The organism is Natronomonas salina, assembly GCF_013391105.1.
In the GTDB taxonomy this organism is placed as follows: domain Archaea; phylum Halobacteriota; class Halobacteria; order Halobacteriales; family Haloarculaceae; genus Natronomonas; species Natronomonas salina.
In genome coordinates this window covers 159,624-177,496 of the sequence record NZ_CP058335.1, presented here as the reverse complement: position 1 = coordinate 177,496, position 17,873 = coordinate 159,624, and the positions used below count along the sequence as shown (strand labels likewise).

Below are 17,873 nucleotides of genomic sequence, written 5' to 3'. Positions count from 1 at the left end.
TCAGAACCCGGGCATCAGGTCCGCCGGGCCGAAGACGCCGTACTCGCCGGCGCGGTTCCGCCGGACGCCGGCCTTCAGGTAGCCGAGCGCCGGTCCGTTGACGTTGGCCTCCATGCTCGTCGCGTCGTCGAGGGTGAACGTATTGGTACCGACCTCACCGTCGAAGGTGCGGCCGGTGACCCGGACGGTCGTCGTCGTCGGCTTCTCGTCGGAGCGGACGTCGAGGATCCCGCCCACCGTGACGTCCTCGGCGTCGCAGATGCCGGCCCGCTCCAGCAGGACGTCGTCGGCGTGCTCCATGTCGTGGAACTCGATGACGCCGCCGTGTTCGTCGACGATCGCCTCGATCTCCTCGTCGGTGAGGTCCCGTGCCGTCTCGATGTCGTAGCCGTCGAGGTGGGCGATGTCCTCGCGGACAGTCCCCCGGTTGTCCTCGTAACCCGACTTCAGGCCGACGCCCCACCAGATCTCGACCTCGTCTATCTCGACGAACGACTGCGCGGCCAGGGCGGCGGCCCCGGTCAGGAAGCCGGGCGTCGCGCCCGCGCCGCAGACGAACGTGATGCCCGACTCCTCCAGGGCCTCGGCGCGCTCGTCGAGCAGCCCGATGACGCGGGACCGCTTCAGGACGTCCACGAGGACCCCCTCGTAGTCGGCCGCAGCGATGCGGTCTGCGACGCGGGGGATGAAGTCGTGTTCGAGGTTCGGGAGCGCGATCAGGACCGCATCTATCCGGTCGGACTCCGCGATGATATCGTCGATGGGATTCTCCGTCGGCTCGGCCTGTACGGAGGCGGCGACGCCCTTCTGTTCGCCGGACTGCTTGACCGCGACTGCACTTCCGTCGGACGTGTCCGACGACGTTCGGTTCGCGGTGCTCACCTCACCCCCGTCGCTCGCGATGTTGCCTTCGGTCGCCGCGAGGAGTTCGTCGACGTCGAGGCCGTCGTGGTCGACGGCGACGCCGTTGCGGTCGCACGCCGCGACGGGCGTCAGGTGTTCCTTCGTCCGGGAGTAGTCGAGTGCTCGTCGGCCGATACCGCCGGTGCCGAGGACTGCGAAGTTGATGTCGTCCATGGTCCGTGTGTCGTGTGGATCGCGTCGGTCGGTCAGTCGTCCAGTTCCGTGGTCGCGTTGCTCGTCGCCGTCCCGACCGCCGTGTCGGGGTCGGGGTCGGGGTCCCGGTGCCGCTCCTTCACTTCCGCGGGGTCGAAGTCGTTGACCTCGCGGTTCGGCTCCAGGCCGGCCCGCTGCATGATCTCGATGTCGTCGCCCGGGTCCTGGCCCTCCGTGGTGAGGTAGTCGCCGGTGAGGATGCCGTCGGCGCCGGCCTCGAACGGGAGGTGCTGCTCGTCGGGCGCCAGGTTGACCTCGCGGCCGCCGGTCAGCCGGACGCGGGAGTCGGGGTGGAGCAGCCGGTAGACCGCGATGGTCTTGACGACCTCGGACTTCGAGATGTCGGCGTGGTCCTGGTCGCCCATCGGCGTCCCGGCGACGGGGTTGAGGATGTTGACCGGGAGCGACGAGACGCCGATACCCTGTAGCTCGATGGCGGCGTCGACCCGGTCGGTCGGGGACTCGCCCATCCCGAGGATGACGCCGGCACAGAGGTCCATCCCGGCGTTCTTCGCGCGGCGGAGCGTCTTCAGCCGGTCCTCGAAGGAGTGGGTGCCGACGACCTCCGGGAAGTACCGCCGAGAGGTCTCGATGTTGTGGTTGTAGTGGTTGAGCCCCTCGTCGGCGAGTTCGTCGGCCTCCGCCTGTGTCAGCAGGCCCAGCGAGGCGTCGACCTCGACGTCGGTCTCGTCGCGGACGAGACGGATCGCCTTGACGATCTCGTTCCACTCGTCGGGGCGGTGCTCCTTCGAAACGCCCTTCTCGGCGACGACGATGCCGAACCGCTGGGCGCCGTCGGCCTCGGCTCGCTTCGCGGCCTCGAGGACCTTCTCGGGACCCAGGAAGCCGTAGGTGTCGATGCCGGTGTCGAAGTGCGCCGACTGCGCGCAGAAGCCGCAGTCCTCCGCGCAGTCGCCGGCCTTCGCGTTGACGATGCTGCACGCGTCGACCGTGCCGTCCGAGAAGTGCCGCCGGACGACGTCGGCGCCGGCCGCCAGCGCGTCGACCGGCTGGGCGAGCAGCGCCAGCCCGTCGGTCCGGTCGAGCGTCTCGCCGTCGAGGACCCCCCGGACCGCGTTGTCGACCGTTCGGTTGCCTGTCTCGTAAACCACGATAAACTAGGTGGTTGACGGAGTAATAAATCTACTGGACGTTGGAAGTTTCTAGGAGCGAGGCTGCTCGTGAGAACTGCGTCCGCTCCGGAGAGTGGGGTCCGTGCGAATGACGGACACGCCACTCGTTCGTAAACCTGTCGTTGGTTACCAGTTGACGATAGAAAAGCGGCGGTACGGTCTCGTCCGTCTCAGGCGGCGGCCTCGATCTTCCCGACGAGGTCGGCCTTCTCCTGGACGCCGACCATGCGGTCCGCGGGTTCGCCGTCGACGAACAGGTACAGCGTCGGTACGCCCTGGACCTGGTGGGACTGGGCGAGTCCCTGGTGCTCGTCGACGTCGACCTTCGCCACCGTGGCGTCGGTCTCGGCGGCGATCTCCTCGACGGTGGGTTCGAGCATCTTGCAGGGGCCGCACCAGTCGGCGTAGAAATCCACGAGGACGATGCGGTTGTCCGCGACGAGTTCCTCGAAGTGCGACTCGCTCTCGACGTGGACCGGTTCGCCCGTCGAGGTCGCCTTCGACTCCATTTCCTCGCGTTTCTGCTCGCGGATGTCGTCGATGTCGTCGGCGTCACTCATGGACCACCCTAGCCGTCTCCGCCCGTTAACTCCTTCGGGGTGGTGTACCGCCCGTACAACGCGTCGCTCCACGGCGCTTCACCGACAACAATTAAGAGGCGCCCACTCTACCCGCCGCTATGGAAACGGATTCTGCGCCCCAGGAGATCACGTCGCTCGTCGGCCGCGAGGTCTACTCGAACAACGGCGTCTTCGTCGGCGAGGTCGAGGACATCCGCATCGACATGGACCAGGAGGTCGTCACGGGGCTGGCGCTCGGCCAGGTCAACCGCGAACTGTTCGACTCCCGCGTCGACCGCTCGAAGGGCGTGCTCATCCCCTACCGGTGGGTCCGCGCGGTCGGCGACATCGTCCTCGTCAACGACATCGTCGAGCGGCTCAGCGAACCTGAAGAGGAGGAGGCGCCCGCCTAGCTACCGTTCGAGGACTCGCTCCCGCTGCTGGAACTGCTGCCGCTCTCGACGCCCATCGCCTCGAACAGCTTCGTCCTGACGGCCTCCTCGGTCAACTGGAGGAGCGTATCGCGGTTGTCGCCGGTTATCTCCAGGCCAGTGAAGATGCCCAGCGGGATCTCCGCAGAGGCGTCCGTCGAGTGGCCGACGACCTCGCCGATCTCGCCGAAGGCGTCCTGCAGGACGTTGCCGATGTTCATCCGGATGTCCTTCGAGCGCGCCGCGAGATAGATGGTGTCGTCCGCGATGGCGAACACGGCCGACGTGGTGATGCCCTCGAGGTTGAGGAGGTGCTGGGCCGCCTGCGAGAGGGCGTCGCGGTCCCGGATGAACCCCGCGTTGGAGATGAGGTGCGAGCCCTTGACCTCGCGGTTTCGGATCGCCTCGGCGAGGACGTCCAGCGTCTCGGGGCTCATCGACGGCGACTCGACCTGCTCCAGGGTGTCGTGGTTGGCGAACGGGTAGAGGTACGCCGCGGCCGTCAGGTCCGCCGGTCGGGTGTCGCGCTTGAAGTCCAGCGTCTCCGCGCGGATGCCGTACAGCAGCGCCGTCGCCACCTCCTCGGGGAGGCTGAGGTCGAACTCCTGGATGTACTTCGTGAGGATGGTCGACGTCGAGGAGACGTTCGGCCGGATGTCGGTGAACCGTGCGTCGTACTCCACCTCCGGCTCGAAGTGGTCGATGAAGATGTCGATCTCGCCCTTCACGACCCGCTCGGAGGCCTTCGCGCAGTCGACGAGCGCGACCGTGTCGTAGTCGTCGAGGTCGGCGTCGTCGAGCGAGAACAGTTCGATCCCCAGGAGGTTGACGAACGCGCGGTTCTCCTGGTGGCCGATCTCGCCGCGGTAGAGGATGTCGGCCTCGATGTCGCGAGACTCGGCGATGGCCTGCAGCGCGACCGCGGAGGCGATGGAGTCCGGCCCCGGCGAACGGTGCGCGAGGATGGCCAGCGAGTCGCCGGACTCGATGACGTCGGCGAGTTGCGTGGCCTTGTACTCGAGTTCGCCCTGTTCGAGCGCCCGCAGCGCCGAGTCGGCGATGACCGCCGAGGGGTTGATGACGACGTCGGCGCCAGCCTCCTTCAGCTCGTCCGCCGTGACCGGGTCGGACGCGCGGGCGATGATGAACTTGTCGTCGGTCCGCGCGCGGATGTTCCGGACGGCCGCCATGTTGGACTCGACCTCCGAGGAGAGGATGAGGACGACGTCGCGGTCGGTGATGGCTTCGGTCGCCGCCTCGTCCTCGATGTCTGCGGTGCGGGCGTCGAGGTCCTGGTCGCGGAGCGCCTCGACGCGGCCCTCGTCGCGGTCGAGGATGAGGACGTCCTTGCCCTCCTCGACGAGCTCCTCGGCGACGGCGTGGCCGACGCTCCCGCAGCCGAGGATGGCGTAGGTAGACATCGAGGCCATCGAGATGGCGCTGCTCATGTGGACGCCCCGAGGGCGGGGACGCACTTAATTGGTCCGTACCGTCCCGTGGATTGAGAGCGACTGGCGTGCCTGCGGCGGGAACGGAACCTATATCAGGCAACCGCAGTAAGGTGAATTCGCAGGGCCGATAGCTCAGTCAGGGAGAGCGACGGCCTCTTAAGCCGTCGGTCGGGGGTTCAAATCCCCCTCGGCCCGCTTTTCCGAGGAGCAACCCGCCGAGTAGTGCCGAGCGTCAGCGAGGTCTGCTCGGCTCATCGCGACGAGTAAAGCGGTTTGGGGATTCGAACCCTGGAAGTCGCAGCGCGAACGAAGTGAGCGACCGTCTTCCGACGGTTCAAATCCCCCTCGGCCCGCTTCTGTTCCGAACATCCACGAGCAGTGCCGAGCGACAGCGAGGCCTGCTCGTGAACCCGTGAGGAACGAAGACGCCTGAATGAGGATCTGAACCCGGGGAGACGCAGCCCGCGCAGCGAGCGAAGCGAGTGAGCAGGAACGTCTCCACACGGTTCAAATCCCCCTCGGCCCGCTTTTCCGAGGAGCAACCCGCCGAGCAGTGCCGAGCGTCAGCGAGGTCTGCTCGGCTCATCGCGACCAGGAGGGCCAGCGTCGACGAGTATCGGACGACTTCACCCGACGTCACGAGCGCGGTTCCCGGGCCCTACGGGAGCCCCCGAGTCTCGCTCGGAGGTAGTCGAGCCCGGGGCGTCCGTCGGCCCGCCAGCGCCGAATCGCGAATGCCAGGATGACGAACTCGAGGAGCATGAATACCGGCCGGAACGTCAGGGGGAGCACCAGGAGCTCGACGATGGCGGGCGGTTCGAACACCCGCTCCCAGTAGGTGAACTGCCGCTCGGTGACGAGCGGCCACAACAGGTACCGGTTGCGGATGGGGAAGCCGAGGAGGAGCCGCGGCTGGAGGTCGGTGAAGAGGTGGACCAGATGCGAGATCGAGAACGCGGTCGCCGTCGCCTCGCGGTCGTAGACGCGCGCGACGGCGTAGACGACGGCGAGCAGCGGGATGGCCACGATCAGGGAGTGGCCCAGGGACCTGCTCGGGATGATCCCCAGTCCCCACCCGAGGGGTTTGTCGACCAGGTCGGCGAAGATCGCACCCACACCGACCGCCAGGGTGGGCCCCGCGGGTGGTGGTCGGTTCAACCGCCGTCGCGAGTACAGGGAGTACAGGAGGTACGCGACGGCGAAGTGGCCCCAGGGTAGCATCATCGGAACGGACGCCGACCACGGTGTTGAAACCCCCGATACCGGCCACGTCGGCGGTCTCGCGTTGACCCCCAGTTACCGGTCCCAGACGGTCCGGTTCCGCATCTCGAAGACCATCTCGTCGTCGACGTAGGCCGTTCGCCGCGTCGTCACCAGCCCGCGGCCGTTCGCCGAGACCTCCTTGTCGAGGATCTCGAGTTCGACGCGGAGCGTGTCGCCGGGGCGGACGGGGGCCGGCAACCGGACGTCCTGGATGTGGTTCGCGGCGACGAGGTCGGAGTCGCCGTAGAAGTGCTCGACGACGCGGGGCTGGGTCAGCGCGAAGGTGTGGATGCCGCTGGCGATGAGGCCGTCGAACGGCGAGTCCGGCGCGGCCTCGGGGTCGACGTGCATCGCCAGCGGGTCGAACTCCCGGGCGAAGGAGCGGATCTCCTCGCGAGTGACGGTAGTCGTCCCGCAGTCGATTGTCTCCCCGACGGTCACGTCGTCGAACGAGCGTTTGCTCATGGGGGACACACGTCGCCGAGTGCGATTACGTTTTTCCAGCGCCGGCGGCCGAGCTCGTTCGGGGAGCCCCGCCCGATGGGGCCTGTGAAGTATTCCAGACGGGGGTCAACACGACTCCACGTTCAAGTGACGTTCTGGCGCGCGGGCGTCACGGCCACCGTAGTGGTTCGGGGTGCGACGTGCGTCAGACAATTACGCCGTCTCGGAGGATATCGGCCTAATTTTCGGACCATTACGGGGTAACGTTTTAGTAATATCGTGGTAATTATCGGCACGGTCGCGTCGAGGACAGAGGCGACCCGAGAGACAATGAGTCTGAGCAAACACGTCTGCAGGCGGTGCGGCGCCGAGTTCGACGCGCACGCGTCCGCCAAGACGGCGCAACTGGGGTACTGCAGTCCGCGGTGTATGACCACCGTGGGAGAATAAGGGGTATCGGTCGGGGGCCGCATCCACGTGCGACCCGCGACGCCGAGTACTTCTCCGGCGACGGTATCGACGACGAGGGGAGTCCCCCGTCTAGCTGTCGGGGCTGTAGTTCGGAGCCTCGTCGGTGATGACGACGTCGTGGGCGTGGCTCTCGGTCTGGCCGGCCGAGGAGACGCGGACGAACTCGGAGCGTTCCTTGAACTCGGGGATGGTCTCGGCGCCGACGTAGCCCATGCCGGACTGCATGCCGCCGACGAGCTGGTGGAGCTCCTGGGCGAGCGGCCCCTTGTACGGCGTGGCGGCCTCGACGCCCTCCGGGACGAACTCCTCGTCCTCGTCTTCCTCCTTGAGGTAACGGTCGCCGCCGCCGTCGTTCATCGCTCCGACCGAGCCCATGCCGCGGTACTGCTTGTACTTCTTGCCGTTCATCGTGATGACGCGGCCCGGCGCCTCGTCGGTGCCGGCGAAGTACGAGCCGAGCATGACGGCGTCGGCGCCCGCTGCGATAGCCTTGATGGCGTCGCCGGAGTAGCGGATGCCGCCGTCGGCGATGACCGGGACGTCGTGGCGGGTCGCGACGTCGGCGACCTCCGCGACGGCCGTGATCTGCGGCATCCCGGAGCCGGAGACGACCCGCGTCGTGCAGATGGACCCCGGGCCGATGCCGACCTTGATGCCGTCGGCGAAGTCGACGACGGCCTCGGCGGCCTCGCGGGTGCCGACGTTGCCGACGACGACGTCGGCGTCGACCTCCTGTTTGATCTCCCGCGCGGAGTCGATGACGTTGAGGTTGTGCGCGTGCGCGCAGTCGATGAAGAGGACGTCCACGCCGGCCTCGTCGGCGATCTGGGCTCGGTCGGTCTCGAAGGGGCCGACGGCGGCGCCGACGACGAGCGAGCCGTCGTCGGACCGCGCGGCCTCGTCGTACTCGCGGCGCGCGAGGATGCCCTGCATCGTCACGAGGCCGGTCAGGCGGTCGTCCTCGTCGACGACGGGGACGCGCTCGATCTTGTGCTCGTACATCAACTCGAGTGCGTCACGGGCGGTGACGTCCTCGCTGGCGGTGATGACCTCGTCGGTCATCGCCTCCCGGACCTCGTCGCGGTCGCCGACCTCGAGGTACGGCCGGATGTCGGTCCCGGAGATGATGCCGAGGACGACGTCGTCTTCGTCGACGACGGGGGCGCCGGAGACGCCGGCGCGCTCCATCATCTCGTCGACCTCGTGGACGGTCTGGTCGGGGTCGGCGGTGACGACGTCGCGGATGATGAGTTCGTCGGCACGCTTGACCGCCTCGATCTGGTCTGCCATCTCCTCGGGCGTCATGTTGCGGTGGAGGACGCCCAGGCCGCCCTGCCGGGCCATTTCGATAGCCAGGTCGGCCTCGGTGACGGTGTCCATCGCCGCCGAGAGGACGGGGACGCTGAGCCGGACGTTCGTGGAGACGCGGGTCGTGGTGTCGGCGTCGTCCGGTTCGACGCGGCTCTCCTTGGGTCGGAGGAGCACGTCGTCGAACGTCAGCGCCTCGGGCACGCGGAGTTTCTCGGAGAAGGGTTCGTCTGTCGCCATGTAAACCGTGAGAATCCACGGCCCAAAAGCGTTGCGAGACCTGTAGTTAGCGGTACGTGAGACCAAGGCGGGGCCGAGCGAGCGTGGCAAACACAGTGAACAGACTTGTACACCAGCCGCCACCGTTAGACGGATGTCCCGGTAGGTAGTGATATTCCAACATATCGTCAACAGATTCCGCGCTCTACTGGCCGGTCGTCGGATACGTGTGGACGATACTCACACAACACTTATGATTGAGTCAATGCTTGCACTGAGTATGGACTCCGCCAGTCCCATCGCGCAGTGCACCGCCGAGCAGACCAGCGGCGACGCCGGCACGGACTTTACATTCGCGATGCGGACAAATAAAGCGGAGAAATTCTCCTTCGACCGGTTCGCTCTCGACGGCTCGAGAGGGTATCGCGAGGATCACCGCCGGTCCTACGGTGAGGGGCACCCTGCCTGACGGATGAGCGCCTCACGACACCCGATCGCCCTACGCCTCGAGCGGCAGGTAGGCGAGGGGACGCGACTGCTCGCGACCGTCATGGCGCTGCCGCTCGTCGACGGAATCTTCCCCGCGCTCGTCCTCGCGGGCGCCGTCTCGACCGTCCTCGGCATGATTGAGGTCGGCCTGCTCATCTTCGGCGGCAGCGCTACCCTCGCGGTCGTCCTCGCCGAGATGGAGGGCAGCCGCAGCGACCAGGTCAAGAACGTCCTGCTCGTCGGCGCGATCATCGTCCCCGTCGCGGCGCTGCAGGCCGCCATCGCGCCGACCATCGAGTCGGTCCTGGAGATGTACATCTTCGAGCGGTTCGCGGCGCTCGTGATCCTCGCCATCGCGGCGAAGACCGCAAGCGCCACCATCGGCGAGTACCTCCCCCGGCCCAGCCTCATCATCAGCCTCGGGCTGGTCGCCAGCTTCCGGCCGAGCGACTTCGCGTTCGAGTTCGTCGCCGACCCGGCGTACGTCCTCTACGGCACGGGCGCCGCGGCGGTCGGCGTCGGCTTCGCCCTCTCCGTGGCCGTGCTGGCGCCGTGGCTCCGCGGGAACGTCGACATCGACCGCTTCCGCTTCGGGAGCGCCGTCGCGCTCGGCATCCTGCCGTTCACCATCCTCGGGATCATCCCGACGGAGGCGCCGCTGGCCCTCGCCGTCCTCGCGGTGACCGCCCTGCTGGCGTTCAACCCCGACGGCGCCGCGACGCCGTTCGGCGAGGAGGAGCCGACCCCCGACGCCGCGGCCGCCACCGACGGCGGCGCCCCCGACGAGCCCTTCGAGGACACCGAGGACGCCGTCGAACCGGTCGAGTCCGAGGACGACTCGGGCTCACCGGGCGTCTCCGACGGCGACCGGGCGCCGTGGCTGTGACGTCTGCAAAGGCTTAGGAACCTCCGCGACCGTCCTCCCGTATGGCCGACAATCGCGTCGTGGAGGGGCGGATGGTCACGCCCAAGAAGCTCGCCGAGCTCGTCGAGGGTGAGTCGGTGATGGACGCCGAGGACATCGAGGACGCCGACCGCGAGTGCCCGGAGTGCGGCGGCGACGTCGTCTCGGTGGGCTACATGCCCAGCGTCACCGAGTTCGTGACCGGGTACAAATGCCAGGAGTGCGCCTGGAGCGAGACCGACCGCTAGGAGAGAACGTTTCCCCGGAGGGTCAAATCCCTCCGTCCCCACTCGTTTTGCTCCGAGTAGTCACGCGAGGAGCGAACGGTGTCTCGGGGGATTCGAACCCTGGAAGACGAGCGGAGCGAGTCTTCCTCTGGTTCGAATCCCTCCGTCCCCAGTCGATCGGGATAGAGCGTCGGTCGAACCGAAACCCCTTTAGGGAAACCGGAGATACTCGGAGACGAGGGGACGTGGCCAAGCCAGGCATGGCGACTGACTCCAGAGGCCACGCGCCCGGTGACGAGACTCCAGACTGATATACCGAGCGGACGACTGATCATCGCTCCGCGTTGACGACCCTCTGGAGGACCGAGGCGCTACACCGGAGATATCAGTAAATCGGGGGTTCAAATCCCTCCGTCCCCACTCGTTTTGCTCCGAGCGATCACGCGAGGAGCGAACGGTGTCTCGGGAGGTTTGAACGTTGGAAGACGAGCGGAGCGAGTCTTCCTCTGGTTCGAATCGCTCCGTCCTCACTCTGAATTCGACGCTCTTGTCACAGTGTCAGTATCCACAGAGCGGCTGCTCGATGCGCCGGCATAATTCGACGTGAGATGAAGAGGCGCTGCATCTGCATCCGTGACGGGCGTTCAAGTCTCGGACGCCATCCGTTCGACGGCGAGAACCAGTCGGTGGAGCAGGTAGAAGAAGACGAAGAGACCGACCACGAGTATCGCTCTGAATATCGCCTCACTCGCAGTCACGAGAAGAGCGAGAGTGACTGTGATGACTGCGCTGAAGACGAGCGAGAATATCCTCGATTCGTCCGCTCTGTCGGGGTCGGTAGAGGGCATCAGGCGTTATACCCCGGGACCTTTCAAAAGTGTTCGTTCGAAAAATACCGAGTCGCCACCGGAGGGCGCGTGGAGGCCGATTCGTCAGCGTGGACAACTGTGAACCGGGACTGCAGGGAGAGATCGGAATCGGTCCAGCTTCCCCGGCCCCGTTCGAGACCTGAACGACTATAATGAAGATAATGTCGCCGCGTATCGCCGGGCAATTATAAGGGAAGAGTCCAGCCCAGCCCGACGGGACAGTCATCCCCGGGTTACAGTTCCGGGGATCTAGCGGCAAGAGGCCGTCATTTCAGTGACCCGATATTTCCGATGTCGAAGCCTCGACCGGCAGGAGGGCCTGTGAGTTACTACGATTCCATACCGAGCTCCGTATCTTCCCACTGGGAGACGATCGCCTCCGCCAGTTCCCGTTGTCGATGGTCCTCGACGAGGTGGTCCTCGAAGTCCCGCGACGCTTCCAGTTCGACCCGGCACAGCGGACACTCCACCGGCGGTTTCGTGGCCATAATCGTCCGTTCGTCCTCCAGTAGCAAAAGGCCCGGCCGAACGGTGACGTGCGGTCACCTGCTGGAACAGCTTCGGTTCGGTGACGGAGATTCCATCGCCAATCAGATCAACAAGGACAGCAGTATCCCCAGGACGGCACAGACGACGACCACGACGTAGGCGAACAGCATGATCTTCTGGGGAGTCATCGACCTCGTGTCCCAACACCGTTGCTTCCGACCAAGGCTCCGGGTTCGGAATCGGATATCGAGGGTGATTCCCGCCTCCCGATCTGGGAGACGTGAAATCCAAGATACGGCCTCAGGAAGGGGTAGTCCGGCGGTACGGCGAGTTCGTGGATGGGTTCAGCGATAAGCTATCCCCTCCCGAAGTCCTATCGAACGCCTCAGTTCTCGAAGTGGGCTGATACATGAAGGGAAGCCCCCTCCTGACGACGGTAGAGGCCACATGGGGAGTTCTCGAGAATGATTCACGCGCCGAACGAGTTACGCGAGGTCGCCGTCGGAGCGCAGGTGAACCTGTTCGTCTCCGTCGGACAGACGTCGCGACGGCTGAAGGGTACCGTGAGCGCGACGCGGGAGCGCGGAACGGGCGACGAGGTCCTCGAGGTCCACGTCGCCGAGCGGTCGCCGGGGGCCGCAGAGATCGTCTTCTGGCTGGGGTTCACCGACGAGGAGACGTTCCTGCTGCCGCTCGACGACGAGGACGAGGCGCTCGTCTACGTCAAGTACAAGCACAACGGCGGGCAGACGGGGCTGTACATCGACAGCGTCCGGGAGGTCGGCGTCCGGGACCCGTCGGCGGAACCAGCCCCAACGGCAGACGATGCTACAGCGGCCGACGAGCCCGCCTCGCGGGACGTGACGGTGTCGGGTGAGAGCACGAAGTCGAAGGGGCCGGCCGCGGAGCGATCGCCCGACGACAGCGACGACCGGTCGCGGAAGAACGAGCGGAACACCCTCCAGTAGGACTCCGGCGGCAACTGCCGGGGCACTCTCCGTCGTGATTCAGAAACTGCTTCTCGCCGGATTCAATCCGCGGTAGCGACGTCCGCGGGAGTCACCCACTCGGAGCGCTCAGGCTCGTCTCCGGCCGCCGAATCGAGCGCCGAGATGTTCCCGATGAGGAAGCCGGCGAAGCCGACGCGGAGCAGCACGTCGACGTACTGGACCACGACGCTGCCGGTGAACGGGTCCAAAAGCGGCGTGAGGGACAGCAGGGCCGCGAGGATGAGCATCCCGATGAGGAACAGCAGCAGGTTCCGGAACTTCCAGAAGAGGAGCCGCCGGCGGGGCGACTGCCGGCTGGCCGTCCGCCAGACGGGGCCGAACAGCAGGTAGACGTGGCCGAAGAACCCGCCGACCACGACGAGCAGCATCGCGAGGCCGAGCGGTCCGTCGGTGAGCGCGCCGACCTCGTAGGCGAGGCGCTGGGCGATCGAGACACCGGCGACCAGGGCAACGACGCGGCGGGAACTCCCCGCGGTGAACGCCGCGAAGCCGAACAGCAGCGGATAGGCGATCAGGCCGTCGATCATCTGCGGGACGATGACCTCGCCGCCGCCGACGGCGATGGTACCGATCCCTACCGCGAAGACGGCCGACAGCAGCGCGGCGGCCCCGACCACGCCGACGAGCAGGTAGCAGTACGGCCGCAGGTGCCGGGGCTGCCGACGGGTCAGTCCGAAGTACGTCACCGCAGCGATGGCGTAGATCAGGGCCGAGATGGCGTAGATGCCGTGTTCGTCAATCATCGCTCGCCCCCTCGACGGTCGGCGCGGGGTCCGGTGCCGTCGCCGTGGCGCCGGTGCCACCCTGCGTCTCGAAGTCGTCGAGCTTCTCGCGGAGGTCGGCGGTGCGGTCCGCCAGCCCGCCGGCCGCGGTGCGGACCTCGTCCATCGTGGTGGCGGTCCGGTCGGCCGTCTCGGCGACGTCTCGGGATTCGTCGGCGATGTCGACGGCGGTGTCACGCGCGGTGTCGACCGTCGCCGCGACCTCCTCGGTGCCGGCGGCCCCCTCGTCGGTGGCCTGGGCGATGTCCTCCATCGCGACGTCGATGTCCTCGACGGTGCCCGTCAGCTCCTTGAGGGTCTCGCCGGACTCGGTGACGGTGTCGACGCTCGTGTCGAGCTGGTCCATCGTCGAGTCCATCTCCTCGGAGACGGCGGCGACGTCACCCTGGGCGTCGGCGACGATATCGTCGATCTCGCCGACGGCGTCCTGGGTCTCCTCGGCGAGGTTCTTGACCTCGTCGGCGACCACGGCAAATCCGTCGCCGGCGTCGCCGCCACCGCCGCCGGTGCTGGCGCGGGCGGCCTCGATGTTGGCGTTCAGCGCCAGGATGTTCGTCTGCTCGGCGATGTCGTCGATGAGCCCGGTCGTCTCGGAGACGTCGCCCATCTGGGCCTCGAGCTGCTCGACGAGGTCGCCGAGCTCCTCGACGGACCGGCCGATGTCGGTGATCGCGTCGATGGCGTCCTGGGCGCGCTGCTCGCCCGCCTCGCCGATATCGGCGGCCTCGGTGGCCTGCGTCGCGACCTCGTCGGTCGTCGAGGCGACCTCCTCGATCATCGCCGAGAGGTCGTTGGTCTCGTCGACGGCCGCGCGGAGCTGGTCGGCCTGGTCGCCGACGTCGGTCGCCAGCTCCCGGATATCCGTCGCCACGGCGCCGTTCATCTCGGCCACCTCGGCGGCCTGCTCGGCGACGGTGTCGCTCGTGGCCTCGACCTCGGCGGCGAACCCGGCGAGTTCGTCGACGGTCCCCGAGAGGTCCGCCACCATCCGGTTGTAGGCGGTCGCGATGCGGTCGATGGCGTCGACGCCGGTGTCGTCGTCGAGGTCGTGGGTGAAGTCCCCGGCGGCGGCCCGCTCCATCGCGGTGCCGACGGACTCGGCGTGCTCCAGCAGCGCGTCGTTGAGCTCCTCCGCCTCCACCCTCGCGGCCTCGGCCTCGGCCTCGGCGGCCTCGGACTCCTCGATGGCGTCCTTCAGCGAGACGCGCATCTCGTCGAAGGACTCGAAGAGCAGTCCGATCTCGTCCGAGCGGTCGGAGGAGGGCGAGGCCTCGAGGTCGCCGTCGCCGATCGCTTCGGCGGTGTCGGCGAGCCTGCTGAGTTCCGCGGTCACGTTCCCGGCGAGGACGAGTCCGAGCAACCCGAGGTTGAGGACGAAGACGATCGACGCGGCCACGAACCCGGGGACGGCGGCCTCGGCGGGGTTCTGGGCGACGTAGACCGCGAAGAGCCCCGTGAAGGCGAGGGTCCCGAGGAGCGTGAGTCCGATCGCGACGCCGAGTCGGCGACTGTACCGTGCTGCCACTGCATCTCTGAGGTGCATCTCTTGTCCGAGCCTTTCAGGGACGGTACATTAGTGGTTCAGACGGTTTCCACTAGTGAGGTTCGCGGGACGGCGAGGGCCCGGAGGGAGCGGCGGCACGTCGGCCCAGCGCTGAGAGTTGCACTTCAGGAGAGGGAGAGAGGGAGGGGGAAGCCCCTGTGGGGATGGGGGATAGGGCGTCGACCGACGGTGCGCCAGAGAGGTGGACGCCCGGTTCGTAGTCGCGACCGGCGCACCGTGGGCCTGTCGCCGGTGATGAACGGTCCTCTCAAGAACGTCGGTCGTCTGTTCCTCCTCCGATGTTCGAGTTCTCTGTGAGAGCCCATACGAACTACGAAGGAACTGACGGGGGCAATAGATGGACGAAGAGATCCCTCTATAGACGACCTCTCGACGCCATAATCGGCTGGTTACGTCTTGAGTACCAAATATATTAACCACTAAGTACTCCCTCCTCGGCGACGAACCATCGATTGCGCTGGTCGACGGACGGACCCTCAGACATGGTCCCCCGGGCCGTCGGCAGCGCGGCGGCGACGACTCCCCACCCCATCCCCACCCCCCTTTCCCCCATCCCCACCCCCGTTTTCCCGACCCCGTTCAGACCCGAGGCAGCCGTACCGTGAACCGCGTCCCCGACGGGTCGGTCTCCGAGACCGATATCGTGCCGCCGTAGGAATCGACGAGCTTTCGGACCAGGTAGAGCCCCAGTCCGTCACCCTCGCTGTCCGGGCGTCGCACGTCCGGGTCGAAGACGTCCTCGCGGATGTCCGCCGGGATCCCCTCGCCGTCGTCGGCCACCTCGACGACCGCCTCGTCGCCTTCGGCGCGGGACGACACCGAGATGGTCAGGCCCTCGATCGGGTTGTGGGCGATCGCGTTGTCGAAGACGTTCCGGAACAGTTCGTCGACCAGCGGGTCGACCGCTACCTCCAGGTCCGCCTCGAGGTCGGTCTCGACGGTGACCCCCTCGATGGCTCCGACGTGGTCGATCTGGTCGCGCAGCACCCGCGTGAGGTCGACCACTTCGGTCGATCGGCGGCCGGTCTCTGACTCGAGGATCGTCCCCGCGGTCCGGAAGAGGTCGCGCATCGACTCCGTCCGGCGCTCGATCCGGGCGAGGTGTTCCTTCCCCGTCTCGCTCTCGACGTGGTCCTCCAGGAGGTCGACGTACCCCGAGATGGTGGTGAGGTCGTTCTGGGTGTCGTGGCGGAGCAGCTGCAGCAGGAAGACGAGCGTCTCCTGCTGGTCGCCGTGTTCCGTCACGAGCCGTGCGTTCTGGACCGCCTGACCGCGGTTCAGACCGATGAGGACCCCCGCGGCGGCGCCGACGGAGCCGACGACCACCAGCTGGTAGAGGAACGTCAGGGTCGGGCCGTCCTCGAGGGTCGGCACCTCGGACCAGACGACGAGCCCGGTCATCAACAGCAGGCCGCCGAGACACCACTTCGCGGCGATCAGCGCCTCCTCGTAGGCCAGGTCGCTGCGGTAGATGGTGATCCCGGACATCACGACGATGTAGCCGAACAGGACGTGGACGACGATGCCGAGGACGACCTGGTTGGCCGCGGACGTCTCCGGGAACCCCCAGGCGAACCAGAAGGTCAGCCCCGCGGCGGCGAAGGCCACGCCGATGGTGATCAGGATGAGCCCCCAGTACTTCCGCCCCGGCGCGTCGCGCATCATCCCTCAGTCGGAGTCTCGGACGGTATAACTATGGTTTTCGAACTGTGCGCGCCCGTACCCCCCGGGATCGGTACCCGGGTCCGTCACCGCCAGGCGTCGAGCTCCCTCGCCTCCTCCACCGCGATGGAGAGCCACGCGTCGTCGCGGGTGATGTCCGCCACGAGGAACGACGGGGTCTCGTCGACGTCGTCGTACGCGCAGATGATCTCTTCGCCGTCTTCGATGCTCTCGGGTTCCGGGAGGTCCGGACGCTTCCCCTGCATTGCGCGTCCGTAGCACACCCATCTATACCCCTGTTCCGTCGGACTCAGCGACTGATTCGGCGGTCATGGTACCGGGAGGTCACCCGCTCCGCTGGTGGGCCCAGTTCGTGGCCGCCCTGAGCGCCGCCTCGAGGGAGTCCGTCGCCAGGATGCGCTCGCGGGTCCCTTCGAACCGGCGTCGCTCGAAGCACTCGACCTTCCCCCAGGGGTCGGCCATCTCGACCGGCTTCAGGACGAGCCGCGAGTCCTCGGAACTCCGCCGGACGACCAGCACCTCAGCCAGCGGTTCGTCGTCGAACGGGAGTACCTCCACGCCGACCCCCCAGCCGCCGGGGAGCCGTCGGCCGAACGCGGCCACGTCGACGACGTCGCCTATGGTCTCCGCCTCCGAGACGCCGTCGAGGCCGTCGTCCTCTGGGCTGGGCTCCGGTCTATCGCTCGGCTGGCTTCCCTCCTCTCCGTCGAGTCGCTCCTGATGCAGTCGGTCCATGGTCCTGTCGCCGGGTCCCGTCGAGCAGTCGTCGGCCACGTCCGGTCCGGCGATGCAGACAACTAAGGGGGTTGTGACACTCACGTCGAAACGACGGGTCGGCCCAGACCTCGCCTGACATGACCGACACGACCGATGCAGAACGGACGCGACACGTCGAAGACGAGGAGATAGCGGCCGTCATCGACCACTACGACGACCCGGAGCATCCCGACGCCCTGGACGTCCCCGAGGCCCGCGGGCTCCTGGCCAGGGTCCAGGACGCGATCGAGTCACGGTGGGACGACCTCCTGGCGGACGTCCGCCGCGGTGACCTCGAGGTGGTCCGCGACACCGGCGCGGTGGTCGTCCTGCAGGACCGCTCCCGCGGCGAGTGGGACCGGCTCCTCGACGCCGTCGAACGGTACGACCAGGTCGACCGTACCGTCCTCCGCGTCTCCCACCACCAGGCCGCGAGACGGCTGCTCGACCGGGAGTTCGACGGCGTCGACCCCGTCCTCGCGCGGAAGCCACCCGACGGGGACGCCGGCCAGCGGCTGGCGGAAGCGATACTGCAGCATCTCCAGCGCGAGGGCGTCCCCGCCGACGAGGCGTGGGCCTACTACGGCGTCGAGATCAGGGGGTACCCGGTCAGAGAGTGGGCCGACCGGAGCGGTATCGAGGACCGCGTACGGGTCGCCGACGCCGTCGACACCGCGCGCGACCGTCTCGGACGGTGACACGGA

General features: G+C 67.2%; 20 protein-coding genes and 2 tRNA genes. 8 read left to right on the top strand and 14 right to left on the bottom strand.

Annotation, left to right across the window (positions count from 1 at the left end; genetic code table 11):
* The 3 genes from bioU to trxA form a co-directional block, all read right to left on the bottom strand.
* Positions 1-1,077: a (S)-8-amino-7-oxononanoate synthase BioU gene (gene bioU, locus HWV07_RS00995; RefSeq protein WP_178332503.1), complete on the bottom strand. Its 1,077-nt coding sequence runs from the start codon at positions 1,075-1,077 to the stop codon at positions 1-3.
* A gap of 32 nt (positions 1,078-1,109) precedes the next feature.
* Positions 1,110-2,228, bottom strand: a complete 1,119-nt coding sequence (gene bioB, locus HWV07_RS00990; RefSeq protein ID WP_178332502.1) for a biotin synthase BioB — start codon at positions 2,226-2,228, stop codon at positions 1,110-1,112.
* Between the two features lie 191 nt (positions 2,229-2,419).
* A complete protein-coding gene (trxA, locus tag HWV07_RS00985) occupies positions 2,420-2,809 on the bottom strand; it encodes a thioredoxin (RefSeq protein WP_178332501.1) in 390 nt (129 codons plus the stop codon).
* A gap of 119 nt (positions 2,810-2,928) precedes the next feature.
* On the opposite strand from trxA, the gene HWV07_RS00980 reads away from it, so the two are divergent.
* Positions 2,929-3,222: a PRC-barrel domain-containing protein gene (locus tag HWV07_RS00980; protein WP_178332500.1), complete on the top strand. Its 294-nt coding sequence runs from the start codon at positions 2,929-2,931 to the stop codon at positions 3,220-3,222.
* On the opposite strand, the gene HWV07_RS00975 is transcribed toward HWV07_RS00980, so the two are convergent.
* Positions 3,219-4,688, bottom strand: coding sequence for a DHH family phosphoesterase (locus tag HWV07_RS00975; RefSeq protein ID WP_178332499.1), 1,470 nt, complete (start codon positions 4,686-4,688; stop codon positions 3,219-3,221). The two genes, HWV07_RS00980 and HWV07_RS00975, sit on opposite strands and share 4 nt — an antisense overlap.
* Before the next feature lie 124 nt (positions 4,689-4,812).
* Here HWV07_RS00975 and HWV07_RS00970 point away from each other — a divergent pair.
* A tRNA-Lys gene (locus HWV07_RS00970) sits at positions 4,813-4,886 on the top strand.
* Positions 4,887-5,327: 441 nt separating this feature from the next.
* Here the strand turns inward: HWV07_RS00970 and HWV07_RS00965 are convergent.
* From HWV07_RS00965 to guaB, 3 genes are all read right to left on the bottom strand, one after another.
* The gene (locus tag HWV07_RS00965; RefSeq protein WP_211694198.1) at positions 5,328-5,915 is read right to left on the bottom strand and encodes a metal-dependent hydrolase; all 588 of its coding nucleotides are present in this window, start codon (positions 5,913-5,915) and stop codon (positions 5,328-5,330) included.
* 72 nt (positions 5,916-5,987) lie between these two features.
* Positions 5,988-6,419 carry a MaoC/PaaZ C-terminal domain-containing protein gene (locus tag HWV07_RS00960; RefSeq protein ID WP_178332498.1) on the bottom strand — a complete coding sequence of 144 codons (432 nt, stop codon included), beginning with the start codon at positions 6,417-6,419 and terminating at the stop codon, positions 5,988-5,990.
* 519 nt (positions 6,420-6,938) lie between these two features.
* Positions 6,939-8,417, bottom strand: a complete 1,479-nt coding sequence (gene guaB / locus HWV07_RS00955) for an IMP dehydrogenase (protein WP_178332497.1) — start codon at positions 8,415-8,417, stop codon at positions 6,939-6,941.
* A gap of 259 nt (positions 8,418-8,676) precedes the next feature.
* Between guaB and HWV07_RS00950 the strand changes: the two genes are divergently transcribed.
* From HWV07_RS00950 to HWV07_RS00935, 4 genes are all read left to right on the top strand, one after another.
* Entirely contained in the window at positions 8,677-8,865 is a 189-nt protein-coding gene (locus HWV07_RS00950) for a DUF8099 family protein (protein WP_178332496.1), read from the top strand.
* Positions 8,866-8,868: 3 nt separating this feature from the next.
* Complete coding sequence (locus tag HWV07_RS00945; protein WP_178332495.1) at positions 8,869-9,771, top strand: DUF5794 domain-containing protein; 903 nt, start codon at positions 8,869-8,871, stop codon at positions 9,769-9,771.
* Positions 9,772-9,812: 41 nt separating this feature from the next.
* Entirely contained in the window at positions 9,813-10,037 is a 225-nt protein-coding gene (locus HWV07_RS00940) for a DUF5795 family protein (RefSeq protein WP_178332494.1), read from the top strand.
* 218 nt (positions 10,038-10,255) lie between these two features.
* A tRNA-Trp gene (locus HWV07_RS00935) sits at positions 10,256-10,436 on the top strand.
* A gap of 224 nt (positions 10,437-10,660) precedes the next feature.
* Here HWV07_RS00935 and HWV07_RS00930 read toward each other — a convergent pair.
* Positions 10,661-10,864 (bottom strand): hypothetical protein, encoded by a 204-nt coding sequence (locus tag HWV07_RS00930; RefSeq protein ID WP_178332493.1) that lies wholly within the window; start codon positions 10,862-10,864, stop codon positions 10,661-10,663.
* 350 nt (positions 10,865-11,214) lie between these two features.
* Complete coding sequence (locus tag HWV07_RS00925; RefSeq protein ID WP_178332492.1) at positions 11,215-11,373, bottom strand: hypothetical protein; 159 nt, start codon at positions 11,371-11,373, stop codon at positions 11,215-11,217.
* Between the two features lie 465 nt (positions 11,374-11,838).
* On the opposite strand from HWV07_RS00925, the gene HWV07_RS00920 reads away from it, so the two are divergent.
* Entirely contained in the window at positions 11,839-12,342 is a 504-nt protein-coding gene (locus HWV07_RS00920; protein ID WP_178332491.1) for a hypothetical protein, read from the top strand.
* 62 nt (positions 12,343-12,404) lie between these two features.
* Here the strand turns inward: HWV07_RS00920 and HWV07_RS00915 are convergent, their stop codons facing one another.
* The 5 genes from HWV07_RS00915 to HWV07_RS00895 form a co-directional block, all read right to left on the bottom strand.
* The gene (locus HWV07_RS00915) at positions 12,405-13,127 is read right to left on the bottom strand and encodes a bacteriorhodopsin (protein ID WP_178332490.1); all 723 of its coding nucleotides are present in this window, start codon (positions 13,125-13,127) and stop codon (positions 12,405-12,407) included.
* Complete coding sequence (locus HWV07_RS00910; protein ID WP_178332489.1) at positions 13,120-14,709, bottom strand: methyl-accepting chemotaxis protein; 1,590 nt, start codon at positions 14,707-14,709, stop codon at positions 13,120-13,122. The genes HWV07_RS00915 and HWV07_RS00910 overlap by 8 nt, the downstream gene beginning before the upstream one ends.
* A 600-nt stretch (positions 14,710-15,309) precedes the next feature.
* Complete coding sequence (locus tag HWV07_RS00905; protein ID WP_178332488.1) at positions 15,310-16,395, bottom strand: ATP-binding protein; 1,086 nt, start codon at positions 16,393-16,395, stop codon at positions 15,310-15,312.
* Between the two features lie 83 nt (positions 16,396-16,478).
* On the bottom strand, positions 16,479-16,658 hold the full coding sequence (locus tag HWV07_RS00900; RefSeq protein WP_178332487.1) for a DUF7556 family protein: 180 nt from the start codon (positions 16,656-16,658) through the stop codon (positions 16,479-16,481).
* Between the two features lie 79 nt (positions 16,659-16,737).
* Positions 16,738-17,148 (bottom strand): hypothetical protein, encoded by a 411-nt coding sequence (locus tag HWV07_RS00895; RefSeq protein ID WP_178332486.1) that lies wholly within the window; start codon positions 17,146-17,148, stop codon positions 16,738-16,740.
* Positions 17,149-17,267: 119 nt separating this feature from the next.
* On the opposite strand from HWV07_RS00895, the gene HWV07_RS00890 reads away from it, so the two are divergent.
* On the top strand, positions 17,268-17,867 hold the full coding sequence (locus HWV07_RS00890) for a hypothetical protein (protein WP_178332485.1): 600 nt from the start codon (positions 17,268-17,270) through the stop codon (positions 17,865-17,867).
* Positions 17,868-17,873 lie beyond the last annotated feature (6 nt).